General features: G+C 68.5%; 27 protein-coding genes. 16 read left to right on the top strand and 11 right to left on the bottom strand.

Annotated elements, in window-relative coordinates; genetic code table 11:
- The first annotated feature begins 4 nt into the window (after positions 1-4).
- The 4 genes from A5789_RS29275 (at position 5) to A5789_RS29260 (ending at position 4,314) form a co-directional block, all read left to right on the top strand.
- Positions 5-838: an NUDIX domain-containing protein gene (locus A5789_RS29275; RefSeq protein WP_063015654.1), complete on the top strand. Its 834-nt coding sequence runs from the start codon at positions 5-7 to the stop codon at positions 836-838.
- A 235-nt stretch (positions 839-1,073) separates the two neighbouring features.
- The gene (locus A5789_RS29270) at positions 1,074-1,838 is read left to right on the top strand and encodes an enoyl-CoA hydratase-related protein (protein WP_063015653.1); all 765 of its coding nucleotides are present in this window, start codon (positions 1,074-1,076) and stop codon (positions 1,836-1,838) included.
- Positions 1,839-1,874: 36 nt separating this feature from the next.
- The gene (locus A5789_RS29265; RefSeq protein WP_039779972.1) at positions 1,875-2,852 is read left to right on the top strand and encodes a class I SAM-dependent methyltransferase; all 978 of its coding nucleotides are present in this window, start codon (positions 1,875-1,877) and stop codon (positions 2,850-2,852) included.
- 187 nt (positions 2,853-3,039) lie between these two features.
- The gene (locus A5789_RS29260; protein ID WP_064904558.1) at positions 3,040-4,314 is read left to right on the top strand and encodes a hypothetical protein; all 1,275 of its coding nucleotides are present in this window, start codon (positions 3,040-3,042) and stop codon (positions 4,312-4,314) included.
- On the opposite strand, the gene A5789_RS29255 is transcribed toward A5789_RS29260, so the two are convergent.
- On the bottom strand, positions 4,298-5,743 hold the full coding sequence (locus tag A5789_RS29255; RefSeq protein WP_227463004.1) for a PQQ-binding-like beta-propeller repeat protein: 1,446 nt from the start codon (positions 5,741-5,743) through the stop codon (positions 4,298-4,300). The two genes, A5789_RS29260 and A5789_RS29255, sit on opposite strands and share 17 nt — an antisense overlap.
- 78 nt (positions 5,744-5,821) lie before the next feature.
- Between A5789_RS29255 and A5789_RS29250 the strand changes: the two genes are divergently transcribed.
- Positions 5,822-6,565: an acyltransferase gene (locus tag A5789_RS29250; protein ID WP_181064059.1), complete on the top strand. Its 744-nt coding sequence runs from the start codon at positions 5,822-5,824 to the stop codon at positions 6,563-6,565.
- 29 nt (positions 6,566-6,594) lie between these two features.
- Here A5789_RS29250 and A5789_RS29245 read toward each other — a convergent pair whose 3' ends face one another.
- On the bottom strand, positions 6,595-7,608 hold the full coding sequence (locus A5789_RS29245) for an RNA polymerase subunit sigma-70 (protein WP_228794837.1): 1,014 nt from the start codon (positions 7,606-7,608) through the stop codon (positions 6,595-6,597).
- A gap of 127 nt (positions 7,609-7,735) precedes the next feature.
- Here A5789_RS29245 and A5789_RS29240 point away from each other — a divergent pair, with 127 nt between their 5' ends.
- The gene (locus A5789_RS29240) at positions 7,736-8,389 is read left to right on the top strand and encodes a dihydrofolate reductase family protein (protein WP_064904573.1); all 654 of its coding nucleotides are present in this window, start codon (positions 7,736-7,738) and stop codon (positions 8,387-8,389) included.
- A 10-nt stretch (positions 8,390-8,399) separates the two neighbouring features.
- A complete protein-coding gene (locus A5789_RS29235) occupies positions 8,400-8,939 on the top strand; it encodes a DUF1697 domain-containing protein (RefSeq protein ID WP_064904553.1) in 540 nt (179 codons plus the stop codon).
- A gap of 228 nt (positions 8,940-9,167) precedes the next feature.
- On the opposite strand, the gene A5789_RS29230 is transcribed toward A5789_RS29235, so the two are convergent.
- A complete protein-coding gene (locus A5789_RS29230; protein WP_063015650.1) occupies positions 9,168-9,833 on the bottom strand; it encodes a TetR/AcrR family transcriptional regulator in 666 nt (221 codons plus the stop codon).
- Positions 9,834-9,928: 95 nt separating this feature from the next.
- Between A5789_RS29230 and A5789_RS29225 the strand changes: the two genes are divergently transcribed.
- Positions 9,929-10,633, top strand: coding sequence for an SDR family oxidoreductase (locus A5789_RS29225; RefSeq protein WP_064904551.1), 705 nt, complete (start codon positions 9,929-9,931; stop codon positions 10,631-10,633).
- A 75-nt stretch (positions 10,634-10,708) separates the two neighbouring features.
- On the opposite strand, the gene A5789_RS29220 is transcribed toward A5789_RS29225, so the two are convergent.
- On the bottom strand, positions 10,709-12,004 hold the full coding sequence (locus A5789_RS29220) for an NAD(P)/FAD-dependent oxidoreductase (RefSeq protein ID WP_064904548.1): 1,296 nt from the start codon (positions 12,002-12,004) through the stop codon (positions 10,709-10,711).
- A 111-nt stretch (positions 12,005-12,115) separates the two neighbouring features.
- Between A5789_RS29220 and A5789_RS29215 the strand changes: the two genes are divergently transcribed.
- Positions 12,116-12,973, top strand: coding sequence for a LysR family transcriptional regulator (locus A5789_RS29215; protein ID WP_063015687.1), 858 nt, complete (start codon positions 12,116-12,118; stop codon positions 12,971-12,973).
- 69 nt (positions 12,974-13,042) lie between these two features.
- Here the strand turns inward: A5789_RS29215 and A5789_RS29210 are convergent, their stop codons facing one another.
- The 5 genes from A5789_RS29210 to A5789_RS29190 all read right to left on the bottom strand — a co-directional run bounded on the left by A5789_RS29210 (position 13,043) and on the right by A5789_RS29190 (position 17,237).
- Positions 13,043-13,690 carry an ATP/GTP-binding protein gene (locus A5789_RS29210; RefSeq protein WP_081879507.1) on the bottom strand — a complete coding sequence of 216 codons (648 nt, stop codon included), beginning with the start codon at positions 13,688-13,690 and terminating at the stop codon, positions 13,043-13,045.
- A complete protein-coding gene (locus tag A5789_RS29205) occupies positions 13,665-14,015 on the bottom strand; it encodes a DUF742 domain-containing protein (RefSeq protein WP_030515691.1) in 351 nt (116 codons plus the stop codon). Before A5789_RS29205 ends, A5789_RS29210 begins: the two co-directional genes overlap by 26 nt.
- The gene (locus A5789_RS29200) at positions 14,012-14,440 is read right to left on the bottom strand and encodes a roadblock/LC7 domain-containing protein (protein WP_030515692.1); all 429 of its coding nucleotides are present in this window, start codon (positions 14,438-14,440) and stop codon (positions 14,012-14,014) included. Before A5789_RS29200 ends, A5789_RS29205 begins: the two co-directional genes overlap by 4 nt.
- Entirely contained in the window at positions 14,440-15,906 is a 1,467-nt protein-coding gene (locus A5789_RS29195; protein ID WP_227463003.1) for a sensor histidine kinase, read from the bottom strand. Before A5789_RS29195 ends, A5789_RS29200 begins: the two co-directional genes overlap by 1 nt.
- A 344-nt stretch (positions 15,907-16,250) precedes the next feature.
- Entirely contained in the window at positions 16,251-17,237 is a 987-nt protein-coding gene (locus tag A5789_RS29190; protein ID WP_082941036.1) for an aminoglycoside phosphotransferase family protein, read from the bottom strand.
- Positions 17,238-17,349: 112 nt separating this feature from the next.
- Here A5789_RS29190 and A5789_RS29185 point away from each other — a divergent pair, with 112 nt between their 5' ends.
- Entirely contained in the window at positions 17,350-17,757 is a 408-nt protein-coding gene (locus A5789_RS29185; protein WP_063014426.1) for a DUF1707 domain-containing protein, read from the top strand.
- 99 nt (positions 17,758-17,856) lie between these two features.
- On the opposite strand, the gene A5789_RS29180 is transcribed toward A5789_RS29185, so the two are convergent.
- Together A5789_RS29180 and A5789_RS29175 are read right to left on the bottom strand one after the other, a co-directional pair.
- Positions 17,857-18,816 carry an electron transfer flavoprotein subunit alpha/FixB family protein gene (locus tag A5789_RS29180; protein WP_030515696.1) on the bottom strand — a complete coding sequence of 320 codons (960 nt, stop codon included), beginning with the start codon at positions 18,814-18,816 and terminating at the stop codon, positions 17,857-17,859.
- Between the two features lie 41 nt (positions 18,817-18,857).
- Positions 18,858-19,643, bottom strand: a complete 786-nt coding sequence (locus A5789_RS29175; protein ID WP_030515697.1) for an electron transfer flavoprotein subunit beta/FixA family protein — start codon at positions 19,641-19,643, stop codon at positions 18,858-18,860.
- A gap of 210 nt (positions 19,644-19,853) precedes the next feature.
- Here A5789_RS29175 and A5789_RS29170 point away from each other — a divergent pair, with 210 nt between their 5' ends.
- From A5789_RS29170 to A5789_RS29145, 6 genes are read left to right on the top strand one after another with little or no spacing between them, the layout of a single operon-like run.
- On the top strand, positions 19,854-20,669 hold the full coding sequence (locus tag A5789_RS29170; protein WP_064904546.1) for a bifunctional 2-polyprenyl-6-hydroxyphenol methylase/3-demethylubiquinol 3-O-methyltransferase UbiG: 816 nt from the start codon (positions 19,854-19,856) through the stop codon (positions 20,667-20,669).
- Positions 20,666-22,237, top strand: a complete 1,572-nt coding sequence (locus A5789_RS29165) for a glycoside hydrolase family 57 protein (RefSeq protein WP_064904544.1) — start codon at positions 20,666-20,668, stop codon at positions 22,235-22,237. Before A5789_RS29170 ends, A5789_RS29165 begins: the two co-directional genes overlap by 4 nt.
- The gene (locus A5789_RS29160) at positions 22,234-23,496 is read left to right on the top strand and encodes a glycosyltransferase family 4 protein (protein WP_030515700.1); all 1,263 of its coding nucleotides are present in this window, start codon (positions 22,234-22,236) and stop codon (positions 23,494-23,496) included. The genes A5789_RS29165 and A5789_RS29160 overlap by 4 nt, the downstream gene beginning before the upstream one ends.
- 51 nt (positions 23,497-23,547) lie before the next feature.
- A complete protein-coding gene (locus A5789_RS29155) occupies positions 23,548-24,189 on the top strand; it encodes a PadR family transcriptional regulator (RefSeq protein ID WP_063014434.1) in 642 nt (213 codons plus the stop codon).
- A 46-nt stretch (positions 24,190-24,235) separates the two neighbouring features.
- A complete protein-coding gene (locus tag A5789_RS29150; RefSeq protein ID WP_064904541.1) occupies positions 24,236-25,225 on the top strand; it encodes an ATP-binding cassette domain-containing protein in 990 nt (329 codons plus the stop codon).
- Positions 25,222-25,983, top strand: coding sequence for an ABC transporter permease (locus tag A5789_RS29145; protein ID WP_030515703.1), 762 nt, complete (start codon positions 25,222-25,224; stop codon positions 25,981-25,983). The genes A5789_RS29150 and A5789_RS29145 overlap by 4 nt, the downstream gene beginning before the upstream one ends.
- The last annotated feature ends 113 nt before the right edge of the window (positions 25,984-26,096 follow it).

Genomic DNA, 26,096 nt, shown 5'->3' with positions numbered 1-26,096 from the left:
GATTGTGAGTGAATCTGTTGCGGAAACCCCGGCCGAGCCACCGGCGCCGAAGGACGCTTCGACCGTAGTGCTCGTGCGTGACGGCGCATCCGGACCGGAGGTATTCCTGCAACGACGGGTCAAGGCGATGGCCTTCGCGGCCGGCATGACTGTCTTTCCCGGTGGCGGTGTCGACCGCTCCGACGCCGACGCGGAAATCGGCTGGGCCGGGCCGGACCCGACGTGGTGGGGTCGTCGTTTCGGAGTCGACCGCGCTCGCGCGCAGGCGCTGGTGTGCGCCGCGGTACGGGAGACCTTCGAGGAATGCGGTGTGCTGCTGGCGGGCCCGACCGCCGACACCGTCGTCTCCGATACTGTCGCCTACCGCAGTGCCCGGGAGAAGCTCGAGCGCCGCGAACTGTCGTTCGGCGATTTCCTGGCGAACGAGAATCTGGTGCTGCGCGCGGATCTGCTGCGCCCGTGGGACAACTGGATCACGCCGGTGGTGGAACCGCGGCGCTACGACACCTACTTCTTCGTCGCCGTCCTGCCGGAAGGCCAGCGCGCCGACGGCGCGACCACCGAGGCGCACGAGGTGGCGTGGCGGACTCCGGCGCAGGCGCTGGACCGCTGGCGGGCCGGCGAGGACGTGCTGCTGCCGCCGACCTGGACGCAGCTGAGTTCGATCGCCGAATTCGCCTCCACCACAGAGATTCTCGCGGCCGAGCGCGCGATCAGCCCGATCATGCCGGTCTTCGAGCCGGTCGACGGTCAGCCGATGCTGCAGTTCCCGAACAACCACCGGTATTTCGCCGACATGCCGGACGCGTCCCGGTTGCAGGGTTCGAAGCGAGACTGAGCCGGCGGTACGACCGGACACCCGGCCACGGGGCGTGGGCCGAGTCGCGAGCTGCTACCCGGCGCCGGTCGCGGTGCGGCGGGCTCGTCTCGGGGACCCGTTTCGCCTCGCGGGTCGGGTCGGCAGCGTCTCGTCGCACTACCGGCGGCCCGGACGGCGACGCGCCGGCGGTCCGACACCGGCGCGAACATCCCGACGTCGGAGGTGTCCCGGCACGCACAGTAGGCTCGCCGCCGTGGCCGAATTCGTGACCGTGGACCGTGTCGAGGCGGGAATCGCCGTACTGCGTTTCGCCCGGCCGCCGCTGAATCTCATCGATCTGCAGCTGGCGCTCGAGCTGGCCGCGGCCGCCGCGGACCTCGCGGCGGACGACGAGGTGCGGGCCGTGGTCGTCTACGGCGACGAGCGAATCTTCAGCGCGGGTGACGACATGGCCGAACTCGCGCGCTGGACGCCCGCGCAGGCCGGCGCCGTCGCCACGGATCTGCAGCAGGCACTGGGCTGCCTGGCCCGGATTCCGCAGCCGACGATCGCCGCGATCACCGGGTACGCGGTCGGCGCGGGCCTCGAGCTCGCTCTGGGTGCCGACCGCCGGCTCATCGGTGACAACGTCAAACTCGGCCTGCCGCAGATTCGGGCGGGCCTGATCCCGGTGGCGGGCATCCGCCGGCTGGGACTGCTCGTGGGCCCCGGCCCGGCCAAGGATCTGGTGTACACCGGCCGCTACGTCGATGCCGAGGAGGCGGCGGCGATCGGGCTGGTCGACGAGGTGGTCGCGCCCGACGACGTCTTCGCCGCGGCGCTGCGGTGGGCGCGGCAGTTCACCACCGGCCCGGCGCGCGCGCTGGCCGCGGCGAAACGGGTCTTCGAGGCCGGTCCGCACGGCCTCGACCGCGCCCGCGGCGAGTGGGCGGAGCTGTTCGAAACCGAAGATCGCAGCGTAGGAACACGTTCTTATTCGGCGTCCGGTCCGGGCGTCGCGGAATTCCTGGGCCGCTGACCCACTCCGCGTGATCACTCGATACGCTGTGCCACCATGACCGCACGTCTTGACGACCCCGCGCCGAACCCGCACGCCACCGAGGCCGAGGTCCAGGCCGCGCTCACCGACAACAAGCTCGCGCAGGTCCTCTACCACGACTGGGAGGCCGAGACCTACGACGACAAATGGTCCATCTCCTACGACGAGCGCTGCATCGAGTACGCGCGCGGCCGCTTCGACGCCGTCGCGCCGAATGCGCCGCTGCCGTACGAGCGGGCCCTCGAACTCGGTTGCGGCACCGGCTTCTTCCTGTTGAATCTGATGCAGGCCGGAGTGGCGAAAACCGGTTCGGTGACCGACCTTTCGCCGGGCATGGTCAAGGTCGCCACCCGCAACGCGCAGAACCTGGGGCTGGATGTCGACGGCCGCGTCGCCGACGCCGAGACCATCCCCTACGAGGACAACACTTTCGACCTGGTCGTGGGACATGCTGTGCTGCACCACATTCCGGATGTCGAGCAGGCGCTGCGAGAATGTCTGCGGGTACTGAAGCCGGGCGGCCGTTTCGTGTTCGCCGGTGAGCCGACCACCATCGGCAACTTCTACGCCCGCAAACTCGGCCAGATCACCTGGAAGGTCACCACCGAGGTGACCAAGCTGCCGTTCCTGTCCGACTGGCGGCGACCGCAGGCCGAACTGGACGAGTCGTCGCGGGCCGCGGCCCTGGAGGCCGTGGTCGACCTGCACACCTTCGATCCCTCCGAGCTCGAGCAGATCGCCCGCAGCGCCGGTGCGGTGCAGGTGCACGCCGAGACCGAGGAATTCGCGGCCGCGCTGTGGGGCTGGCCGGTGCGTACCTTCGAGGCGGCGGTGCCGGAGGAGAAGCTCACCTGGCGCTACCGGATGGCTCAGTACAAGGCGTGGCTGGGCCTGAGCAAGCTCGACGAGAAGGTGCTGCGCCACGTGGTGCCGCGCCAGTTCTTCTACAACGCCATGATCACCGGCGTGAAGCCGGGCGCCGCCGGAAAGTAGTGGGCGGCAGGCTGTCTCGCGTGCGGACCGGCTACGCTGCCGGTCCGGCGCGGACCGTCTCGACGGGCGTGGGGTGCATGCTCCGGCCCTCGGCGGTGCCGGTGTCCTACCGGCGTGCGGTCTCTGCTCGCTCGATACCCGTTGCGGCTCAGTCGGTCTCGCCCGTGCGGCGGCCGGAGCCGCGCTGATGGGGTATTCGTTCACAGCGGAAGACGTCGGCTTTCTGGACAGTGCGGCGGGCCGGGACGCACTGTCCGTGGTCGGGGAACACGCGCTGACGCCCGCGACGATGCTGCGCGACCTCGAGGTCCTGCGCCGCGACTACGGCGAGCGTACGGCCGCGCTGGTGGAGACCGTGCAGCTGCGCCGGCGGGCGGCCGCCAAACTCGACGACGCGGCCGAATGGCTGTTCACCGACGACGCTCTGCAGCAGGCGACGCCGAGTCTCGTGGCCCGCCACCGGGCCCGGCGGCTGGCGGGGCGTCCCGTCCACGACATCACCTGCTCGATCGGCGCGGAACTCGCCGCGCTGCGGCGGGAATGCCCGGCGGTGCTCGGCAGTGATCTGGACCGGGTGCGGCTGGCGATGGCCGCGCACAATCTGGCGGATGCGCCGAATGTCGCACTGGCACAGGCCGATGCGCTGCGGCCGTGCAGTGCCGGCGCCGTGGTGATCGCCGATCCGGCGCGGCGCGCGGGAGGCCGGCGCACCCACGATCCGGCTCAGCTGCAACCGCCGCTACCGCAGCTGCTGGCCGTCTACCGCGACCGCGATCTGGTCGTGAAATGCGCTCCCGGACTGGATTTCGACCGTTTCGCGCTGCGGCGCCCGGGCGCCCAACCCTTGCCGGCGCGAGCCGACCGGACGGCCGCGGACGGGTACGCGGGCCTTTCGTGGGACGGTGAGGTCGAGGTGGTCTCCCTCGACGGCGCCGTGCGCGAAGCCTGCCTGTGGTCGCGCGGGCTCACCGAATCCGGGGTGACCAGGCGGGCGACGGTGCTGCACAGCGACGGTTCCTCGTGGTCGCTGACCGATGCCGAGCCCGACGACCTTCCCGACCGCGAGCCCGGCACCTGGCTCGTCGACCCGGACGGCGCGGTGGTCCGGGCCGGCCTGGTCCGCCACTACGCCGCGAGATACGGCCTGTGGCAATTGGATCCGCGCATCGCCTATCTCACCGGCGAGACGGTGCCGCCGGGTGTGCGCGGTTTCCGCATCCTGGACCGGCTGGAATTCCGGGAGAAGCCGCTGCGCGCCGAACTGCACCGCCGCGACTGCGGTCCGCTGGAAATACTGATCCGCGGCGTCGACGTCGATCCCGATGCCCTGCGGCGCCGGATCAAACCGCGGGGCAGCGCCCCGCACACCGTGGTGATCACCCGGATCGGCCGTACCGCAACGGCATTCGTCTGCGAAACGCCGCGCGTGGGGCCGGCGGCGAACTCTACCGATCCGGTGTGAAGGCGAACAGCTCGCCGATCCGGGTGCCGACCACGACCTGGCCGTCGGGTCCGATCGCGGTGGACACCGTCGTGCCCTGCGCACCCGGCAGTGCGGCGGAGGCGATCGTCTTACCCGACTTCGTCTCGAAGGTCAGCAGATGCAGCGCATCGCCCATCGGCACCACCACGTAGCCGGTATCGCCGGCCGTCTGCACCGGACGGCCGCGCAGGGTGAGATCCTTACGTTCCCAGGCGATCTCGGCGCGGTCGCCGTTGTCGTGCAACGCCAGCAGATGGCCGTCGTCGCCGCCCGGAATCAGCAGCCCGTCGAGTTCGGAGATGCCGCCGCGCGGGGCGAAGCCCAGCGGCTGCGTCCATTTCGTACGACCGTCGGCGGTGTCGACGGCGAGCAGGCGACCGCTGTTGTCGCCCACGTACAGCGTCTTCCCGTCCGACGACAGCGTCGGGCTGGTCGCGCTGCCGTCGGTGAGGATGTCGACGCTCCAGTCCTGGGTGACCTTCTTGTCGGCGTAGTGCAGCGCCACCACGGACGCCGCGGGCGCGCCGGTCCGCCAGGCGGTCAGATAGAAGCGGCCCGAATTCGGATCGAGCGCCGACACATTCGCCACCGCGCACTGCGGACCGCCGACGGCGCAGTCGTCGATACCCTGCCCGTCCGCCGGGCGCGTGACATTCGGGTGCGCGAGGAAGTCGGGGTCGCCCAGCACCTGATAGGTCGACACCTCGCGGTCGCCGGTCTGCCGGTCCAGGACGTCGACCTGACCGGACTGCGAGACCGACAGCACGGTCCCGTCGTGGGTGAACTGCACCGAGACCGGAACGCCGGCAACGGGAGTGCGCCAGCGCGGCTGCCCCAGCGCGTTGAACGAAAACACCGCGCCGTCGTCACCGACGTACACATTGCTCGCCCCGTCGACCGCCGAGGCCGCGGCGACGGCATCCGGTCCCAGCGCATTGCAGAACCGCTTGCGCCCGGTGGGCATCTGGAACGAGAAGATCATGCCGGTGGTACCCGGCTTGCCGACACAGTCGGTGGTGGTGCGGGAGGTGACGAACAACTGGCCGTCCGGGCCGATCGTGGTCGCATTCGCCAGCGGGCCGCCGATCGGGCGCGACCAGCTCAGACTCAGATGCCGGGCGCCGGTCACGGGACTCGCGCCGCTGTTGCGGGCATCGTGGAAGGCCGACTGCCAGCCCTTGCCGGAACCGACCTTGATGTCGTCGACGGTGCTGCTGCCGCATCCGGTCAGCGTCAGGAGGCCCAGGGCGCCCACCGCCGCGATCGCGCGCCACGGGACGCCTCCCCGAATTACCGAGTGGCGCAACGTCGTCGGGTGGTGTCCGCCGCGGTCGTGCTCGCTGCGCTCGGGTCGCCGACTGCCGCTTCGCACCTGCTGCACTCCCATCTGTTCGTAACGGGCCTGCACGAGACTACGCTGGTACCTCGATCAGGTGACCACCGAGGTAACCGTCGCCCGAGGAAAGGGAGCTGGCCCGTGACGAGCATGTGGGGCGCACCGTTGCGTTCGCGTTGGCGGGGTTCGCGCCGCCGGGATCCGGAGCAGGCGCGCTTTCTGACGATGGCGTCGCTGCGCTGGGTGCTCGCCAATCGGGCGTACACGCCGTGGTATCTGGTGCGGTACTACCGGCTGTTCAAATTCCGGCTGGCGAACCCGCATATCGTGCTGCGCGGCATGGTCTTCCTGGGCCGCAATGTCGAGATCCACGCCACCCCCGAGCTCGGCCGCATGGAGATCGGCAAATGGGTGCATATCGGCGACGGCAACGCGTTGCGCTGCCACGAGGGCTCGCTGCGCATCGGCGACAAGGTCGTCTTCGGTAAGGACAACGTCGTCAACACCTATCTCGACATCGAGATCGGCGAGTCGACCCTGGTCGCCGACTGGTGCTACATCTGCGACTTCGACCACCGGATGGACGATGTGACGATGCCGATCAAGGATCAGGGCATCGTGAAGAGCCCGGTCCGCATCGGCCCCGACACCTGGATCGCGGCCAAGGTGACCGTGCTGCGCGAGACCCGGGTGGGCCGCGGCTGCGTGCTCGGCGCCCATGCCGTCGTGAAGGGGGAGATCCCCGACTTCAGCATCGCCGTCGGCGCCCCCGCCCGGGTGGTCAAGAACCGCAAGAAGGCCTGGGACGACGCCGCCGAGGAGCGCGCCCGGCATGCCGCCGCGCTGGCCGATATCGAACGCAAGAAGGCGGGAGTCGGGGCCGGATCGGAATGATCCGCCGGACCCGTATTCCTCCCGTACCGCTATCGGCTCGGTAGCGTGCGCCCCAGTCCGAACCACGGCAGCACCGTGCTCTCGAATCGGGTCAGGGCGCTGATGCGCTCGCCGGCGAGCGACAGGACGTACAGGCCGGTGCCGTGACTGCTGCCGTCCGGGCCGCGCAGGTAGGCGCCGAACGCCGGTTGGCCGTTGGCCCGCGTCGGTACCAGGTCGAATCGCCGCCCGGCGGCGAAGATGCCGGCGCAGAAGCGGGTGGCGACCTCGCGGCCCACGTATTCGAACGGGATCGGCGGCATCGACATGAAGACGTCGTCGGTCAGCAGTCGCACGAGGGCGTCCACATCGGCCGATTCCCACGCGCGCGCGAATCTCGCCACGATCGCCTCCTCGTCGGCCGATCCCGGTGCCGGTGACCGGCCGATCGGCCGGCGCCGCTCGAGTGCCGCCCGGGCCCGGGTGAGGGCACTGTTGACCGAGTCGACGGTGGTGTCGAGCATCCGGGCGGTCTCGGCCGCACGGAATCCGAGGACATCGCGCAGGACGAGGACGGCGACCTGGCGCGGCGGCAGCAGTTGCAGCGCGGTCACGAAGGCCAGCGAGACGGACTCGCTCAGCTCGTAGCGTGCCTCCGGGCCGGGCGGCGCCTGCTCGAGCAGTGCGTCGGGACAGGGCTGCAACCACACGACTTCGCCGAGCCGTGACGGCTCGGGCGGTTCGACGTTCGGCACGTCCCACTCCTTCGCCCGGCGCCGGCCCGCGGCCCGGCGCGCGTTCAGGCACCGGTTGGTGGCGATCCGGTACAGCCAGGTGCGCAGCGAGGAGCGCTCCTGGAATGCGCCGATGCCCCGCCACGCGGCCAGCATCGTGTCCTGCAAGGCATCCTCGGCATCCTGGAGCGAGCCGAGCATCCGATAGCAGTGCAGCTGTAGCTCCGTGCGGTACGGCGCGGTCAACGCCCGGAACGCCGCACCGTCGCCCGCCCGCGCCCCGGCCATCAGATCGCCGATCGCCACCATGTCGTCATCTCCGTCTGTCATGACACACCTCCACCGAATATCGACACCGCGGCGACGGTGAATGTGTCGGTCCGAACGCGACCATTTCGGCCGATGCGGCGGTGTCTATCTCTGTAGCAGTCCCGCCACCCGCAAGAGGAGTACCGCCATGGGAAAGATCGTCGTCTTCGAGAACGTGTCGCTCGACGGAGTGACCCAGGATCCGACCGGTGCGGAGGGTTTCAGCGACGCGGATTGGCGTGCGGCGCTGTCACCGGACGACCGCGCGGAATGGGCCCGGCTGATTCACGACGATGTGCTGGACGCACAGGCACTGCTGCTGGGCAGGCGCAGTTACGAATACTTCGCTGCCCGGTATCCGCTGCGCACCGGCGCGACCGCGGACCGCATGAACGGTCTGCCGAAATACGTTGTGTCCGCGACCCTGTCGGATCCCCAGTGGAACAACACGACCGTGCTACGGGGCGATCTCGCCGAGCAGGTGGCGAGGTTGCGACACCTCGTCGACGGCGAGATCCGGGTCTACGCGAGTACCGAACTGGTGCACGCGCTGACCGGCCACAGCCTGGTCGACGAGGTACGACTGGCGGTATTCCCGGTGGTGATGGGCGCGGGGAGCCGGCTCTTCGCCTGCGCCGACGGCTCGGCACCGGTCTCGCCGCGCCCCTTGCGGCTCACCGGGGTTCGCGCGGTCGGCACGGGTCTCGTGCACCTGACCTACGCACGCCTGCCGGACGCGTCCGCCGGACAGCCCGATCGCCGGGACGGCCGAACCGGCATTCCTGTCGGTGACGCCGGGTAGCCTTCGGCTCATGAACCGGTATGCGGCCTGGTTGCGGGGGATCATGCCCAGCAACCCCAACATGCGCAACGAGAAGTTGCGGGAGGTCTTCGAGGGCCTCGGCTACGAGGGGGTGGGATCGGTGCTGGCGAGTGGGAACATCGTCTTCGGCAGCATTGAAACCGATATCGCCGCAATGGAATCGCAGATCCAGGCGGCGTTGCAGGCGGAGCTCGGCATCGGCGGCGGCACCATCATCCGCAGCCGGGAGGAGCTGCAGAAGCTGGTCGACTCCGATCCTTTTCCCGGCCTCACACATGCGCGCGGCACCTATCTCACCGCGACCTTCGTGAAGGATCGAGCCGGGTCCGCTCCGCCGGAGCTGCCCGGCAACCTGGAGTCGGCCGTGCGCATCGTGCGCTTCGACGAACCGGCGCGGGCGCTGCTGGCGGTCATCGACAACTCGGTCGCGGGCACGCCGAACCACATGTCGTGGCTCGAGACCGTCTACGGCAAGGACATCACCACCCGCACCTGGCTCACGGTGCAAAAAGTGCTGGCCAAGCTGTAGTTTTTCCTTCCTGAGGTCTTGACTGGAGGAAAATCAGGAGGAAACTAGGTGATACACCGGAACACCGGAAATCATCACGGAGTCGAACGAGACGTCGAACGACTCACGGAGATGGTTTCCAGGATCTGGCCAGGCCCCCGGCAAGCCAGTCGAATATCCGGAACCGACAGCGACGACTGAGGTTCAGGTATCGATGGAGACTACCGGGGACTGCTGTGTTCGGGGGTCTCAACCGAGAGTCATTGCCGCGCGGACCTGTTCGGGGTCGAGCGCGCGTCCCGGCAGAGGATGGGCGGCCTCGGCGCGTAAGCCGTCGAGCAGGACCGTCAGATGCCGGCGCCACGCCTCGGGGGCGACCTCGCGCACGCCGTCGGTCGCGCGCACCACCGACCACAGCAGGAGGCCGAGATCGGCTTCGGTGATGTCGCTGCGCAGCTGCCCGGCCTCCTGCGCTCGCGTCACCAACCGCTGGAACAGGGTGTGCCCCTGCTGTTTCGCCACCTCGATCGGACTGTCGGCGGGCAGCGAATACACGCAGATATCGGTGAAGCCGCGATCGCTCGCCTGCCACTGCGCCAGCTTCGTCAAGTGGTCGACCAGCCCCGTCCACGGGTCGGCCGCCCGCAAGGCCTCCTCCGCGCTGCGGCCCGACTCGACGACCAGGTCCAGTAACGCGTCGCCGATCAGCGCCTCGCGGGTGGGGAAGTGGTTGTAGAGCGTGCCGATGCTGACCCCCGCGTCGCGTGCGATCTGATTCAGCGAAGCGTCGAGGCCCTCGGCCGTGAACCGCCGCCGGGCCGCCGCGGCGATCTTGTCCCGATTGTCCCGGGCGTCCCGACGCCGCGGGCGCGCGCCGGCCGCCGTTTCCCCGGTACTCGCCACCTTCTCGACCATGACCTCACACTAACAACTTGAAAACCCACTCGACTTAGCCTTAACTTGAGAATGTGCTCAACTTGAGTGCCTTCTCGAGTTATGGAGGTTCGGTCATGCCACATCTGGCAGTGTTCGGCGCGGGTCCCGCGCTCGGATTGTCGGCAGCGCTGCGATTCGGCCGTGCGGGCTATTCGGTGACGCTGATCGCGCGCAACCCGGACACACTCGAACGGTTGCGGGCGCGGCTGGCGGCCGAGGGGATCGAGGTGGACGTCCTGCTCGCCGACCTCACCGACGACGCCCGGATCGACTACGCACTCGCCGAATTGCGGAGTGCGCACGGACTTCCGGACGTGGTGGTCTACAGCCCGGGTGATGTGAGCCGGCTACCCGTCGATGCCTTGTCGCTGGACGCGGACACCCTGCGCAGGTGGTTGCCGATCAACTTGACCACGCCGGTGCGCATCATGCACGCGCTACTGCCGGCGATGACGGCCCGCGGGTCGGGCGCCGTCCTCATCGCCCAGGGCGGAGCGGTGCGCGAACCGCAAGCGGCGCTGGCCAGTTCGAGCGTGCCGCAGTCGGCCTTGCTCAATTACCTGTACGCGATCGACCAGCAGGTCCGACCGAGCGGTGTGCGGGTGGGCGCTCTGCTCATCACCCGCCTCATCGAAAACAGTGCGGCGCAACAGTTGTTCGATTCCGGCCATTTCGCCTCGGTGGAACCGAACGACGTGCGGCGAGTCCATCCCGATGCTCTTGCCGAGGATTTGTTCGCCATGGCCACCACCGAGGCCGCCGTCGAGCGAGCGGCCTGAACCCGGGACCCGGGAGCCACGCGTTCCGGCCCGCATCGTTGTCGCGGGCCGGAAGGGGGATTCGGTCGGGTGACGCTACGCCGCTCGTCGATTCTCGGGAACCGGCGCCGCCTGCTGCGGCTTGTCGCTCTCGTCGAAGCCCGGGCGGCCGGTACCGATGAACGCCACCAGCCAGGAGAGGACCGCGACGAAGCGGTTACGGAAGCCGACCAGATAGAACAGGTGGACGGCGAGCCAGGTGGCCCAGGCGATGGTGCCGGTGAACTTCACGCGGTCGTTGAGTTTGGTGACCGCGCTGAACCGGCTGATCACCGCCATCGAACCCTTGTCCCAGTACACGAACGGGGTGCCGGGCTGCTTCTTGCGGCGGATGATGTCGGCGACGTGGCGGCCCTCCTGCATGGCCGTCGGCGACTGGCCGGGATAGCCGTTCAGCGAGGTCATATCGCCGATGGCGTAGATATCGGCGTGTCCGCCCACCGTGCAGTCGGGGTTGATGAGAAGCCGTCCGGCACGGTCGGTTTCGCAGCCGGTGGCCTCGGCCAGCAGCGTGGCGAATCCGCCGGCCGCGACACCCGCCGACCACACCACGGTCTCGGCGCCGATACCGCGCTCGACACCGTCCTTGGTCTTGACGGTCACCTTGCCGGCTTCGATGTCGGTGACGAAGGTGTCGAGCAGCACCTCGACGCCGTTGCGGCTCAACGACTTGCGCGCATACTCCGACAGGCTGCCACCGAACGGCGGCAGCACCGCGCCCGCGCCTTCCACCAGGGTCACCGAAATCTCCTGGTGATAGTGGCGTTTCGCGAGCTCCTTGAGCTGACCGGCGACCTCGACGCCGGTCGGGCCCGCGCCGACGACCACGAAGCTCAGCAGCCGTTCCCGGGTTTCCGGATCGGCCTTCGCCGCCTCGGCGAAGACGCGCTCGATCTGCGCTCGCAGCAGTTTGGCATCGTCGATGGTCTTGAGTGAGAACGTCTTCTCCGCGAAATCGTCGCGGCCGAAATACGATTGGGTGGCGCCGGTGGCCGCGATCAGCGAGCCGTAGCGAATCTTGCGTGGCCCCTGCTCGGTCTCGTAGGTGAGGACGGCGGCACCGGCGTCGATATCGACGACCTTGCCCAGCCGCACATCCGCGCCCTTGTGCCGGCGCAGGATCTGCGCGATCGGCGGAGCGATGTCGGTGGACGGGAGCACACCCGTCGCTACCTGATAGAGCAGCGGCTGGAACAGATGTTCCGGCGTCGCCGAGATGAGAACGTAGTCGATCCCCGATTTGCTGAGCTGCTTCGCGGCGGCGAGCCCGCCGAACCCCGAACCCACGATGACCACATCGGTGGTTTCGATTCCCGCATCCACGTCTTGCATGACAGCCTCCTTCTGTCATGAGTAAACGCGATTCATGCCCTGGATGTTTCGGGGGTCAGGGCGCATAATATTGATGACTCTTATCTAGATCATTCATGAATGGAGATCTTGATGGAACTTCGTCAGCTCACCTACTTCGTCGCGGTGTGCGAGGAGTTGAGCTTCAGTCGCGCCGCTGTGCGCTGCTTCATATCGCAATCGGCTATCAGTCATCAAATCGCGCGACTCGAACATGATCTTGGTGTGCAGCTCTTCGAACGCTCCACGCGCTCCGTTGTCCCGACTGAGGCAACCGTTCGGCTACTTCCCCTTGCGAAACAAATGCTGAGCCTCGAATCCGCTATTCGCGCAGCTGTTCGCGACTCCGGGCCACGAATTCGCCTGGCAGCGAATATGTCTTTCGCAACAAGATCGCTATCCGCGATAGCCGGAGCACGCGAAGCGCATCCGGGTGCCGAAATCGAGTTCGTCATCAAGCCGTTCCGACAGCGCATCGCTGCGGTCGCCGACGGCGATTGTGATCTTGCTCTCATCCGCGGCAGTGTCGAACAGCCCGGTCTGACGGTCGAACAACTGTGGGTGGAGGACCTCGTCATCGCCGCCTCGACCGCCCACCCGCTGGCCGGCCGCGGTGATGTGACATTGGCCGAATTGGGGAAATATCCGCTGCTGCTGCCCCCGGAGACGGAACAGGTGCTTCTGCACAACGTCGTCCGGCACGCGTTCGCCGAAATACCGACCCGCCCGAGTTACGGCCCGCCGATCCCGCCGGACCACACCGCGACGATGGAGTTGATCAATCGGCCGGACGCCTGGACGATCCTCTACGCCGACAGTGCCACCGAAGGGATCGCCACGCTGAAACTCGCCGGCCGGCCGCTGCGCATTCCGGTGTCGGCCGTACTTCGCGGCGATATCCGGCGCTCACCCATCCTGGTCACCCTGCTGGCCGCCCTGCACAGTTCCTGAAAGCGCAGCTCCTGAAAACGGAGCAACGCCGCACCGGAAGCCGGTACGGCGTTGCTCGGGGTGAAACGGTCAGGGACGCGGTTCGAGCCGGTGGAACAGGAATTCCACCAGCGTGATCAGCGATCGCAGGCAGGTGCCGCGGTCGCGGGCGTCCAACGCGGTCAGCGGGGTGCCCGGTTCCAGGTCCAGCGCATCGCGAATCTCGCTGAGCGGGAAGCGATGCGCACCGTCGAATTCGTTGATCGCCACGGAATACGGCACGCCGCGTTCCTCGAGGATGGAGAGCACCTCGTCGGCCTTGTCGATGCGCCGGGTGTCGACCAGCACCAGCGCACCGAGTGCGCCGTTGGCCAGCTCCTCCCACAACGGCAGGAACCGGCGCTGCCCCGGCGTACCGAACAGATACAGCGCCAGTTGCGGATTGAGCGTGATGCGCCCGAAATCCATGGCCACCGTGGTGGTCTGCTTGCCCGGGAGACCGGCCATGTCGTCGATCCCGACGCTGGCCTCGGTGATGGTCTCCTCGGTGCGTAGCGGACGGATCTCCGACACGCTGCTGACGAACGTGGTCTTACCGACGCCGAAATTACCTGCTACCAACAGCTTCACCGACCGCGTGACCGTTTCCGGTACATAGTCGACCGTACGGTCGGTCACAGCGGCGGGTCGTTCGGACAGGGCGGTCGGGCGCTCAGACGGCGAGAGCGCGGAGCCCATTCAGTACCTCCTCGAGCAGGGCGACCTCCGGCACATGATCCGCCGGGGTCGGGTTGACCAGATGGCCGCTGTCGAGCAGGTCCGATACCACGATCTTCACTACCGAGGGCGGCAGGTCGAGATATGCGGCCACCTCGGCGAGCGACAGTGCAGCGTGCCGACTGCAGACGTTCAAAACCCGGCGCGCGTCCGGACTGGCACCGGGCGTCGGATCCTGTGCTGCCACAACCAGTGTCACCAGGTCGACCGAGCGAGTCGCACGGGTACGTCCGCCCGTGCGTACGTAGGCACGGACCAGGTCGGGATCGCGCCGGTGCTTGCTCATGCCCGATCGCTACCGGGCCTGTGGCGGGGCAGGCTGCCGAGTTCGCGGCCGACTCTCACGGCGAGTTCGTTCATCCGGTGAGCGACCATGCTGACGTCCACATCGGACATGGTCGAGACGCCGATCAGGGCGCCCTCACCGGCCGCGGTGATGAAGATCATGCCCTCGTCGTACTCGGTCATGTTCTGCCGCACCGTGTTCGCTCCGCCGCAGAATTCGCTGAGGGCCTTACCCAGGGATCTGAGGCCGGAGGCCGCGGCGGCGAAGCGCTCGGCGTCGTCGAGGGAGATGGCGCCGACGTGGGCGATGCGCAGGCCGTCTTCGGACAGTAGTACGGCGAATCGGACGCCGGGAACGGTCAGATCCTCGAGCATCCACGACAGCTTGTTATCGCCGTCGGTCACAGTGGTGCCGGGTGTGGCCATCAGGATGTCATCCCTTCGGAGTTGTCATGTGCGGCTGCACGTCCGCTGGTGGAACCGGTCTGCCAGGCTTCGGCGATGTCGACCCGGGGCAGGCCCGTATCGGTATGCGGCTGTCCGGTATCGGTGCGGGGCCCGCGGGCGGAGGCGGGCAACGCCACGCTGCGCCGCCGCCGGCGCGGCAGCCCGCCCGGCGTGATCTCGTGCACCGTGGACGACTGGCCGGTCGGTGTCGGATCCGCGGCCGGCAGCGGTTCCGCCTCGGCGACCGGCGCGGCCGGTGCCGCGGAGAGGGTCACCGGGGCCGGGGCGGCATGCGCGCTCCCGACCGCGGCGGGTGCCGCGGCGACCTCGATCGGCGTGGAAATCGGTGGCGCCGTAACGCTTTCGAGGTTGTCGGGCCGCGCGGCCAGCAGTCCCTCGGGTACGTAGACCATCGCGCGCATACCACCGTAGATATTGGGTCCGTCGATGTACACGGTGAAGCCGTAGCGGCGGGCCAGTGCGGCGATGCCCGGGAAACCCACCCGCGGGGTCGGGCCCAGTTGGTGGATGTCGACGGTGCGCTCGCCGGCGAGGACCTGGCGGGCCTCTTCCATCTGTTCGGGGTTCATCCGCACGCCAGCGTCGTCGATGATCACCGTCAGGCCGTGGTGGCCTTCCTGGAAGGTGACGTCCACGAAGGAGGTGGGCGGCGAGTAACGCAGCGCGTTGTCCAGCAGGGTGGCCATCGTGTGCACGAGCGGTTCGACCGCACGGCTGATGATCACCCGGTCGAGCTGCTGCGGCCGGATCCGGGTGAAGTCGCGGACGCGGCCGATGGCGCCGCCGACGATGTCGGTCAGCGACTGCTGCGGCCAGCGGCGACCGGGCAGACCGCCACAGACGATCACGTACGACTGCGCCTGGCGGATCATCTGCTGGACGCTGTGGTCGATGCGGATCAGCGTCTCGTAGACGTCGTCCCCACGGTGCTGGCGCAGCGCGGCGCTGACCACCTGGCCGACGTCGGCGCCCAGGCTGACCACGGAGGTGCCGAACGCGCGGACCGCGGCGCTGGTCGCCTCGCGGGAGGCGTTCTCGACCTGCTCGCGGATGCTGGCCTCGGTGGCGGAGATCGCCTGCTGCTTCTCGTATTCCAGCTCGTGGCTGGTGCGCTCATGGGTTTCGGCGGCCACTCGGTGCAGGTCGTCGGCGTAACGCTCGGTCAGCCGCTGCAGCAGCTGGGCGAAGCGAGAACCGCCGCGGTCGATGGCGGGCAATTCGACCGTCGATTCGGCGCGGCGCACCGAGTCGGCCACCAAACCCATTGTGGTGCTCGTGAAATGTTCGAGCTCGTCCTCGTGGGCGCGCAATTCCGCCTCGGCACTGCGGGCACGGGCGCGCTGCTGCGACGCGTAATACGCGGCGTACAGAGCTCCCGCGATCGTCAGTATCAGAATGGCGGCGAGGATCCACGAAAGAGTCACGGCGGTAGCTTGATTCATCAGTTCCCTCGGTGCCGGATTTCCGGCCGCTTCGTCCTTTCCAACTCGACGACCGCGATCGGCGCGGCCGGGATAACACTCAGGTCGGACGGCGGGAACGCGGCAGGCAGGATGATACTGCACCTAACCTGGAGGAGACCTCGAAGCGCTTACCGGACAGGCGAATTCAGCATCGACCCACCGGCGGGAGGATCCCGATCGGCCCCAGCACCCGACGACAGCAAAGATAGCAGCAATTCCGTGTGGCAGCGACCGATTCGTTATCTACGGCTCGGTAGGAATATCTTCATCGCCGGTGTTTCGCAATCGTCCTGTTTCGGTGCGGCTCAACCCACCTCGAAAGATGGCGCAATTCCGCTCAGGGCGGTGGCGACGGCGAGGTGTAACCGCAGGTCAGTGGGCGTGTGATCGTCGACGGCCCAGGATATTTCCTCCATCGCCCGCAGAAACGCCCACCGGCACGCGCGGCCGGGGTCGACGCCGGTGGCCGCGGCCGTATCGGTGACCATTCGTTTCGCGTGCTCGGCGGTCGGCAAGCGCTGAATCCGAATCATGATCAGGAAACCGATATCGAATGCGGCCTCACCGAGATACGGCTTCGGGTCGATCAGCAGCCACGGCTCCCGTTCGGCGGCAACGATATTGCCCAGGTGGGTATCGCGATTGACGAGGACCGGCGGTCCCTGCGGCCGGGCGAGTTCGGCGCATCGAGCCACCGCGGCGTCCAGTAGGGTGGACGGAACGGCGTGGACCAGTTCGGATTTCGGTTGCCCGAAGCGGACGGACCAGTCGGCGAGCACAGCGGAAACGGTGGGAATGTCCGGATATCCGTCCGGCAGCGCGACGGGCGGGCGGCGCAGACGCCGGTACAACCGGCAGGCCACATCGACCTTGTCCGCATGTTCGGGCAGGCCTTCCAGGCTCGGGAACCCGGGCTGCGCCAGCAGTGGCGTGCCTGGCCGGGCACACTCGAGCAGCAGGGCGCCGCTACCGGGGTCGTAGTCGTGGAGGCGGACCGCTCCGTCGCCGTCGTAGCAGTACAGGCCGACCGCCTCGCCGACGTTCTCCTCGTCGACGACCGGAATCTTCAGCACCGCCACCGAACCGTCGGCGCGGCGGACGGGGGCGGCGTAGGAGTGGGTGCCACCGGCGAAGGCGGCGCCGAGCGAGGTCAGCTGCCACTGCGCGCACAGCGCCTCGACGCGCTCGGGAAGTTCGGTGAGCCAGGTCCGGCCGCGCGCGCCGAAGACCGTGCTCACGGTCTCGACGACCTCGGGTGGGAGTGCGATCGGCGGTCCGGTCGGAGTCGGCACGGCCTCAGCCTGGCCGAGGGCAGCGGAGGAGCGCAAGCGGATTATCGCCTGCCCCAGGTGGTTCCGGGTGATGTCCCCCGCGTGTGGCGATGGTCGCCTCTAGGCTTGGGCCGTGGGAAACGAGCACGTGCGGGCCTCGGACGCGGACCGGGAGAAGATCGTCGAGCGGTTGCGCACGGCGATGAACGAGGGGCGATTGAATCTCGCCGAATTCGACGATCGGGTCCAGCAGGTCTACGCCGCGCGTACCTACGGGGAGTTGTCGCCGATCCTGTCGGATCTGCCCGCGGTGCGGGATCGGCCGGGCGCCGCGCGGCCCGGGCGGGTGCCGCCGTGGGTGCTGATCATGTGGACGCCGTGGATCTTCGTCAACATCCTGTGCGTCGTGATCTGGCTGGCCACCGGCGCCGGGTACTTCTGGCCGTTCTGGGTCGCGGTGCCGTGGGGGCTGGCGCTGTGCATACCGACCGTCATCGGCATCACCGTCGGCGGGAACCAGGCGCAGCGGCCACCGGACTGAACAGCGCGGACCGAGCACGCGGACGGAACGCAGACGGCTCGCCGAACCGATACCGCGAGGTACCGATTCGGCGAGCCGTACTCCCTGCAGGGGTCTCGATCAGCCCTTGTGGGTCTTGACCGCCTCGGTCAGCTGCGGCGCGACGTTGAACAGGTCGCCCACGATGCCGTAGTCGCTGATCTCGAAGATCGGCGCCTCTTCGTCCTTGTTGACGGCGACGATGGTCTTCGAGGTCTGCATGCCGGCGCGGTGCTGGATCGCGCCCGAAATGCCCAGGGCCACATACAGCTGCGGCGACACGGTCTTACCGGTCTGGCCGACCTGGAACTGGCCCGGGTAGTAGCCCGAGTCGACGGCGGCACGCGAGGCGCCGACCGCGGCACCCAGCGCGTCGGCCAGCGGCTCGACGACCTTGTGGAAGTTGTCCTCGCTGCCGACGCCGCGACCACCGGAGACCACGATGGTGGCCTCGGTGAGTTCCGGACGGTCGCCACCGACGACGGGCTCGCGGGAGGTCACCTTGGTGACGCCCTCTTCCTGAGCCGGAACCTCGACGGTCACCTTCTCACCGGCGCCGGCCTGCGGAGCCGCCTCGATCGCACCCGGGCGCACCGAGATCACCGGCACGTCGCCGGTGGCCTTGGCGTCCACGGTGAACGCGCCACCGAAGATGGAGTGGACCGCGGTGCCGTCGGACTTGACGTCGATGACGTCGACCAGCAGGCCGGAGCCGATGCGGGCGGCCAGGCGACCCGACACCTCCTTGCCCTCGGCGGACGCGGCGACCAGCACGGCGGCCGGCGACGCCGACTCGACCAGACCGGCGAGCACGTCGACCTTCGGGGTGACCAGGAAGCCCTCGACGTCGTCGGACTCGGCGACGTAGATCTTCTCGGCACCGGCCGAGGTCAGCGCGTCGGCCAGCTTGTCGGCGGTGCCGGGCGCACCCAGCACGACCGCGGCCGGGGTGCCCAGCGTGCGGGCGGCGGTGAGGAGTTCGGTGGTGACCTTCTTGGGGGCACCTTCGGCGTGCTCGACGAGCACGAGTACTTCTGCCATGTTGCTTCTCCTGAAGTCTGTGGTGATTGCGCTCGGTGGGCTCAGATGATCTTCTGGCCGATGAGGTACTGCGCGACCTGGTTGCCGCCCTCGCCCTCGTCGACGACCTTCTCGCCCGCGGTGCGCGGCGGCTTCGGGGTGACACCGGAGACTGCGGTGCCGGCATTGCCCACGCCGACGGTCGACGGGTCGATGCCCAGGTCGGCCAGCGTGAACGTCTGCACTTCCTTCTTCTTCGCGGCCATGATGCCCTTGAAGGAGGGGAAGCGGGGTTCGTTGATCTTCTCGGTGACCGAGACGATGGCGGGCAGGTTCGCCTCGAGCTTGAACACGCCCTCGTCGGTCTCGCGCTCGCCGGAGATCTTGTCGCCGTCGACGGTCAGCTTGCGCAGGTGGGTGAGCTGCGGGATGCCCAGGTACTCGGCGATGATGGCCGGCACGGCGCCGGCGCGGCCGTCGGTGGCCTCGTTACCGGCGATGACGAGCTCGATGCCTTCGATCTGGCCCAGCGCACCGGCGAGCACCCACGCGGTCTGCACGGCGTCGGAACCGTGGATGGCGTCGTCCTTGACGTGGATGGCCTTGTCGGCACCCATGGACAGCGCCTTGCGGATGGCCTCGGTGGCGCGCTCGGGGCCCATGGCGAGAACGGTGACCTCGCCGCCCTGGGCTTCCTTGATCAGCAGAGCCTCTTCGACGGCACGCTCGTTGATCTCGTCCAGGATCGCGTCGGCGGCCTCCCGGTCGAGGGTGTAGTCACCATCGCTGAGCTTGCGCTCGGACCAGGTGTCGGGAACCTGCTTGATCAGTACGACGATGTTCGGCATTGGTCTTCGTCGACCTCCTGTTCTGGTGGCACGTGAGGTGGGGTCGCACGATCGGGTGGCCGTACGTCCACGTGAAAAGCTCCGTCACATCTAAAGCTCCGTCCGGGAGATTACCCTACATTAAGTTACTCACGGGTAACTTAGGGTGTGATGTTCTCCATGGCCGGTCCGGGCGCCGGTGTGATACAGGCAACCGCTAACGTCGATCCAATGAGTGAGGCTGTCGTCTCCCCGGTGAGCGGGGAGTCTGCCGGGGTGGAGTCGCTGCCACTGACCGGCGAACGGACCGTGCCGGGTATCGCGGAGGAGAACTACTGGTTCCGCCGACACGAGATCGTCTACGCGCGCCTGCTCGAACGATGCGCCGGGGCAACGGTTCTGGAGGCGGGCTCCGGCGAGGGCTACGGCGCGAACATGATCGCCGACGTCGCCACCCGGGTGATCGGCCTGGACTACGACACCAGCGCGGTGGAGCATGTGCGCGCGGCCTACCCCCGGGTCGAGATGATCCAGGGCAATCTCGCCGACCTGCCGCTCGACGACGCCTCGGTCGATGTGGTGGTGAACTTCCAGGTCATCGAACATCTCTGGGACCAGGGCCAATTCCTGCGCGAATGCCTGCGGGTGCTGCGCCCCGGCGGGCAGCTGCTGATCAGCACGCCGAACCGGATCACCTTCTCGCCCGGTCGCGATACGCCCTTGAACCCCTTCCACACTCGCGAGCTGAACGCCGCCGAACTCGCGGAACTGCTGGAGCAGGCCGGATTCCGCGTCGACGTGATGGCCGGTGTGCATCACGGCCCGGCGCTGGTCGCTCTGGACGAGCGGTGGGGCGGCTCGTTCATCGACGCGCAGATCGAGCGGGCGCTGGCCGGTGAACCCTGGCCCGCCGAACTGACCGCGGCGGTGGCCGGTGTCCGCACCGACGATTTCGAACTGCGTCCGGCCTCGAATTCGGCCGTCCCGGCGTGGGATCCGGAGATCGATGCCAGCCTCGATCTGGTCGCCATCGCGGTGAAGCCGTGAGCGATTCGCGGTCGGTGCCGGGCCGGTTCAGCCTGGTCCTGCATTCCCATCTGCCGTGGCTGGTCCATCACGGCCGCTGGCCGGTGGGTGAGGAATGGCTGTATCAATCGTGGGCGGCGTCCTATTTGCCGGTCGCCCGGGTGCTGAGAACCCTTGCCGCGGAAGGTCGTTCGCATCTGCTCAGCTTCGGCATCACGCCGGTGCTGGCCGCCCAGCTCGACGATCCGCACGCGCTGGCGGCCATGCACCACTGGCTGGGGAACTGGCAGATGCGCGCCGACGAGGCATCGATGGCCGGCAAGCGCGAGCTCGGCGGCTACGAACACGCACTGGCCGCCGAGGCCCTCGCCGATTTCGAGCAGCGGTGGCGGCACGGCGGTTCGCCGGTGTGGCGGGAGCTGATCGACGCCGAGGCGATCGAACTGCTGGGCGGTCCGCTGGCGCATCCGTTCCAGCCGCTGCTCGACGCGCGCCTGCGTGACTTCCAGTTGCGCGAAGGCCTGGCCGACGCGCGGCATCGCTGGGGGCGCACCCCGGCGGGGATCTGGGCGCCGGAATGTGGCTTCACACCGGGGATGGAAAGCGGCTATGCCGCAGCGGGTGTGACGCATTTCATGGTCGACGGTCCGGCGCTGCGCGGCGACACCACCCTCGGTCGGCCCGTCTGGGACAGCGATGTGGTCGCGTTCGGGCGGGATCTGCAGGTCAGCTATCGCGTGTGGTCGCCGAAATCCGGATATCCGGGCCAGGCCCACTACCGCGACTTCCATCACTACGACCACGAGACCGGTCTCAAACCGTCCCGCGTCACCGGCAAGCAGGTCGCGGGCCCGGACAAGGCGCCCTACGATCCCGCGGCCGCCGCGGCGGCGATCGAACGCGATGTGGCCGATTTCGTGGCGACCGTGCGCGAACGGCTGATCACCGAATCCGAGCGGATCGGCCGGCCGGCGCTCGTGGTGGCGGCCTTCGACACCGAACTGTTCGGCCACTGGTGGCATGAGGGGCCGCAGTGGCTGGAACAGGTGTTGCGCGCCCTGCCCGAGGCCGGGGTCACCGTGGGCACCCTCGCCGACGCGCGGGCGGACGGATTCGTCGGCGAACCCGTCGAGCTGGCCGATTCCTCGTGGGGTTCGGGTAAGGACTGGCGGGTGTGGGCCGGCGATCAGGTCCGCGACCTGGTCGAACTCAACGCCGAGATCGTGCGTGCGGCCCTGGACACCCTGGACAAGATGGCCGCGCAGTCCGACGGTCTGCGTGATCCGGTCGCCGATCAGCTGCTGCGCGAGGCGATTCTGGCCGTCTCCAGCGACTGGGCGTTCATGGTCAGCAAGGACTCCGCGGCCGGCTATGCCCGCGACCGCGCGCATCAGCACGCGCACGCCGTCCGCGAGATCGCCGGGGCCGTCACCGCGGGCCAACTCGCCAAAGCACGGCAGTTGGCGGCAGGATGGTACGCGGCCGACGGATTCTTCCCCGCTCTCGACGCGCGCCGACTCGACGCACGAGGTACGGACATCCCCGCAGTCGGTCACCGCTCGGCGGGAGCAACAGAAGGACCGGCATGAAGATCTTGATGGTGTCGTGGGAGTACCCACCGGTAGTTGTCGGTGGGCTCGGCCGGCACGTCCATCATCTGGCCGTCGAACTGGCGGCCGCCGGTCACGAGGTCGTGGTGCTGGCGCGCCGGCCGATGGGCACCGACGCCACGACGCACCCCACCCACACCTTCATCGAGGATCGGGTGCTGGTGGTCGCCGTCGCCGAGGATCCGCCCGCCTTCGACTTCGGCGAGGACATGCTCGCCTGGACCCTCGCCATGGGGCATGCGATGGTCCGCGCCGGTATCGCGTTGAGCAAACCGGGTATCGCCGAGGGCTGGACGCCGGATGTGGTGCACGCCCACGACTGGCTGGTCGCGCATTCGGCGATCGCCCTGGCCGAGTACTACGACGTGCCGCTGGTCTCGACCATTCATGCCACCGAGGCGGGCCGCCACAGCGGCTGGGTTTCGGGCCGGGTCAACAAGCAGGTCCATTCGGTCGAGTGGTGGCTCGCCCGCGAATCCGATGCCCTCATCACCTGTTCGACCTCGATGCAGGACGAGGTGGAAAAGCTCTACGGCCCCGAACTGGTGCCGGTGACGGTGATCCGCAACGGAATCGACGTGGGGGCGTGGACATTTCGCGACCGCGCGCCGCGTTCGGGTCCGCCCCGGCTGCTGTACGTGGGCCGGCTCGAATACGAGAAGGGCGTCCAGGACGCGATCGCCGCACTGCCGCGGATCCGTCGCGCGCATCCCGGCGCCACGCTGACCATCGCGGGGGTGGGCACGCAGTTCGAATGGCTGCGCGAGCGCGCGCGGGTCCATCGGGTGGCCCGCGCGGTGAATTTCGCCGGCCGCCTGGACCACGCCGAACTACTGGGCTGGCTGCACGGCGCCGACGCGATCGTGCTGCCCAGCCGCTACGAACCGTTCGGCATCGTCGCCCTCGAGGCCGCCGCGGCCGGAACGCCGCTGGTGACCTCCACCGCCGGCGGGCTCGGTGAGCTGGTCGTCGACGGAGTCACCGGCGCTTCGTTCGAACCGGCGGATGTGACCGGACTGGTCGAGGCGGTGACGGCCGTCCTCGACGATCCGATCGCGGCGCAGCAGCGTGCGTACGCGGCCCACGCGCGGCTGACCGCCGATTTCGCCTGGGATGTGGTGGCCGCGGAGACGATTCAGGTCTATCAGGCCGCCAAGCGCCGGGTCCGCAATCCGCTGGGCCGCCCGGTGATCACCGAACGCCCACTGCCGGAACGGGATCCGAACAACCCGCTGTGATCGGCCGGGTCGCGGCGGCGGGTACCGGGCGGCGGGGGCAGAATTTTCGATATGGCTGTTCCGACGACTCGACTGCTGGTGCTGGCCCTGGTGCGGCTGCTGCAACCCGTGCACGGTTACGACGTGCGGCGTGAGCTGCTGTCCTGGCATGCCGACGACTGGGCCAACGTCAAACCCGGATCGGTCTACGGCGCGCTGAACACGCTGCAGCGCGACGGGCTCATCGCCGTCGAGGGCGTGGGCCAGGACGGCGCGCGCCCGGAACGGACCTCGTATCGGCTGACGTCGGAGGGGGAGAAGGTGCTCGCCGATCTGATCCGGGAGGGTCTGTGGTCGGCCGAGCAGCCGAAACATCCGTATCACGCCGCGGTGGCGCTGTTCCCGTTCGCGCCGCGCGGCGATGTGATCGCGGCGTTGCGCAGCCGCATTCTGAAGTTCGAGGCCGACCTGGGCTATTTCGAGCGGGAGGAGCAGCGGATCCTGTCCGGCAGCGGCGATCCGACCGAAACCGAGCCGTATCACGTGGCCGACGCGATCGCGCTGGCCGCCGCCCATACCCGCGCCGACTTGGAGTGGTCGCGAAAAACCTTGCAGCGCATCGAGAACGGCGAGCTGGACGTCTGGTCCTCGGCGCCGTACACCCTCTTCGAGCATCCGCGGGACGACGCCGGAGCCGCTGTTGATCAAGACTGAATAGTAAAGCTTGACTATTTGAGCCGTCGTTCCTACCGTGTGCGGTATGGAAACGACGGCTACCGTTCGTGACCGCACCCGCACCTCGGCGATCCGAGTGCGGGGGCTGGCACGGACGTTCACGACGAAAACGGGACCGGTGCAGGCCGTGAACGGCTTGGACTTCGAGGTCCGCGAGGGCGAGATCGTGGGACTGCTCGGTCCCAACGGCGCCGGTAAGACCACCACCCTGCGGATGATCGCGACGCTGCTCGCGCCGACCGCGGGCCAGGCGCGGATCGCCGACGCCGATCTCCGCGAGGCGCCGCGCGAGGTGCGGGCTCGCATCGGGTACGTCGCCCAGGGCGGCATGACCAACGACGACGAGCTGGTGATCGACCAATTGGTCCTGCAGGCAAGGCTTTTCGGGCTGAGCAAGGCCGAGGCGACGGCGAGTGCCGAACACCTCCTGCGGACGCTGGAACTGGACGGAATGGGCCGTCGGCGCTGCCGCGAGCTGTCCGGCGGGCAGCGCCGCCGCGTCGATATCGCGCTCGGCCTGGTGCATCGTCCGCGACTGGTCTACCTGGACGAGCCGACGACCGGGCTGGACCCGCAGAGCCGCGCGAACCTCTGGGAACATGTGCGGCGGTTGCGGTCCGAGGGCACGACGATCGTGCTCACCACGCACTACCTGGAGGAAGCCGACGCGCTGTGCGACCGGATCCTGGTCATGGATCACGGCGGCATCGTCGCCTCCGGCACGCCGGACGAGTTGAAACAGCGGATCTCCGGCGATGTGATCAGCCTCGACATCGCCGACGCACAGGCCGATCTCGCGATCGAGATCGCCGACTCGGTGCTGGAGTTGCGCTCGAAGCTGCGCGCCGACGGACTGGTGCATCTGACGGTGGCGCGCGGCGATGCCGCCGTGGTGCCGCTGCTGCGCGCACTGGACGAGCACGGCATCGTGCCCGGCGCGCTGACCGTGAAACGACCGAGCCTCGACGACGTGTTCCTCACCGTCACCGGGCGTTCGCTGCGGGAGGGAAAATGAGTTTTCTGCGGGAGACCGGGCTGGTGTTCTGGTCGCAACTGCGCACGCAGCTGCGCAATCCGGTGTGGGTGATCATCGGATTGAGTCAGCCCGTGCTGTATCTGGTGTTGTTCGGTCCGCTGGTGAAGGCGATCGCACCCGCGCTGGGCGCCGATACCGACCCCTGGAAGGTGCTGACGCCCGCCCTGGTCATCCAGGTCGGATTGTTCGGTTCCATGTTCGCGGGATTCGCGATGGTGCAGGAACTGCGGGCCGGCGTGATCGAACGCCAGCGCGTCACCCCGGCCCACCGCGGCGCACTGCTGGTGGGCCGGGTGCTCAAGGATATGGTCGTGCTGATCGTGCAGGCGCTGGTCCTGGTCGCGGTCGCGATGGCGGCATTCTCGTTGCGGCCCAGCGCTTTCGGGCTGATCGCCTCGGTGCTGCTGATTTCGGTGATGGCGGCCGGGCTGGCCTCGGGGTCGTATGCGCTGGCGCTGTGGGCGCGTTCGGAGGACACCTTGGCGTCGGTGCTCAACAGCGTCTCGGTGCCGCTGATGCTGCTGTCGGGCATCCTGCTGCCGATGAGCCTGGCGCCGCACTGGCTGCGGATCATCGCCGACATCAATCCGTTCCAGCACACCGTCGAGGCCGCGCGGGCATTGTTCCGCGGTGATTTCGCGGTCACCGAGGTCTATCTCGGCACCGGGCTGACGGTTGCGGTGGCCGTACTGCTGATGGTGGTCGGCGCCCGCAGCTTCGCCCGCGAGAACGCCTGACCGCTGCTCGTTCCGCCGCGCCGGTGCGTCCGACGTGGCGGTTTCGGGCGTGTGGGCCAACTCGGGGGAACGACGCAGTGAACGTTCGGTGTGACGGGGATCTCGTTCACCGG

It is taken from the genome of Nocardia sp. 852002-51101_SCH5132738 (assembly GCF_001665695.1).
Classification (GTDB): domain Bacteria; phylum Actinomycetota; class Actinomycetes; order Mycobacteriales; family Mycobacteriaceae; genus Nocardia; species Nocardia nova.
The sequence above is the reverse complement of the archived record's forward strand: the minus strand, read 5'-3'. Positions and strand labels throughout refer to the sequence as shown.

Coding starts and splice junctions, on each gene's coding strand:
- A5789_RS29265 (WP_039779972.1), top strand. CDS start 1,875: ATGACCGCACGTCTTGACGACCCCGCGCCGAACCCGCACGCCACCGAG.
- A5789_RS29260 (WP_064904558.1), top strand. CDS start 3,040: ATGGGGTATTCGTTCACAGCGGAAGACGTCGGCTTTCTGGACAGTGCG.
- A5789_RS29250 (WP_181064059.1), top strand. CDS start 5,822: ATGTGGGGCGCACCGTTGCGTTCGCGTTGGCGGGGTTCGCGCCGCCGG.
- A5789_RS29245 (WP_228794837.1), bottom strand. CDS start 7,608: ATGACAGACGGAGATGACGACATGGTGGCGATCGGCGATCTGATGGCC.
- A5789_RS29240 (WP_064904573.1), top strand. CDS start 7,736: ATGGGAAAGATCGTCGTCTTCGAGAACGTGTCGCTCGACGGAGTGACC.
- A5789_RS29235 (WP_064904553.1), top strand. CDS start 8,400: ATGAACCGGTATGCGGCCTGGTTGCGGGGGATCATGCCCAGCAACCCC.
- A5789_RS29230 (WP_063015650.1), bottom strand. CDS start 9,833: ATGGTCGAGAAGGTGGCGAGTACCGGGGAAACGGCGGCCGGCGCGCGC.
- A5789_RS29225 (WP_064904551.1), top strand. CDS start 9,929: ATGCCACATCTGGCAGTGTTCGGCGCGGGTCCCGCGCTCGGATTGTCG.
- A5789_RS29220 (WP_064904548.1), bottom strand. CDS start 12,004: ATGCAAGACGTGGATGCGGGAATCGAAACCACCGATGTGGTCATCGTG.
- A5789_RS29215 (WP_063015687.1), top strand. CDS start 12,116: ATGGAACTTCGTCAGCTCACCTACTTCGTCGCGGTGTGCGAGGAGTTG.
- A5789_RS29210 (WP_081879507.1), bottom strand. CDS start 13,690: ATGGGCTCCGCGCTCTCGCCGTCTGAGCGCCCGACCGCCCTGTCCGAA.
- A5789_RS29205 (WP_030515691.1), bottom strand. CDS start 14,015: ATGAGCAAGCACCGGCGCGATCCCGACCTGGTCCGTGCCTACGTACGC.
- A5789_RS29200 (WP_030515692.1), bottom strand. CDS start 14,440: ATGGCCACACCCGGCACCACTGTGACCGACGGCGATAACAAGCTGTCG.
- A5789_RS29180 (WP_030515696.1), bottom strand. CDS start 18,816: ATGGCAGAAGTACTCGTGCTCGTCGAGCACGCCGAAGGTGCCCCCAAG.
- A5789_RS29175 (WP_030515697.1), bottom strand. CDS start 19,643: ATGCCGAACATCGTCGTACTGATCAAGCAGGTTCCCGACACCTGGTCC.
- A5789_RS29170 (WP_064904546.1), top strand. CDS start 19,854: ATGAGTGAGGCTGTCGTCTCCCCGGTGAGCGGGGAGTCTGCCGGGGTG.
- A5789_RS29160 (WP_030515700.1), top strand. CDS start 22,234: ATGAAGATCTTGATGGTGTCGTGGGAGTACCCACCGGTAGTTGTCGGT.
- A5789_RS29155 (WP_063014434.1), top strand. CDS start 23,548: ATGGCTGTTCCGACGACTCGACTGCTGGTGCTGGCCCTGGTGCGGCTG.
- A5789_RS29150 (WP_064904541.1), top strand. CDS start 24,236: ATGGAAACGACGGCTACCGTTCGTGACCGCACCCGCACCTCGGCGATC.
- A5789_RS29145 (WP_030515703.1), top strand. CDS start 25,222: ATGAGTTTTCTGCGGGAGACCGGGCTGGTGTTCTGGTCGCAACTGCGC.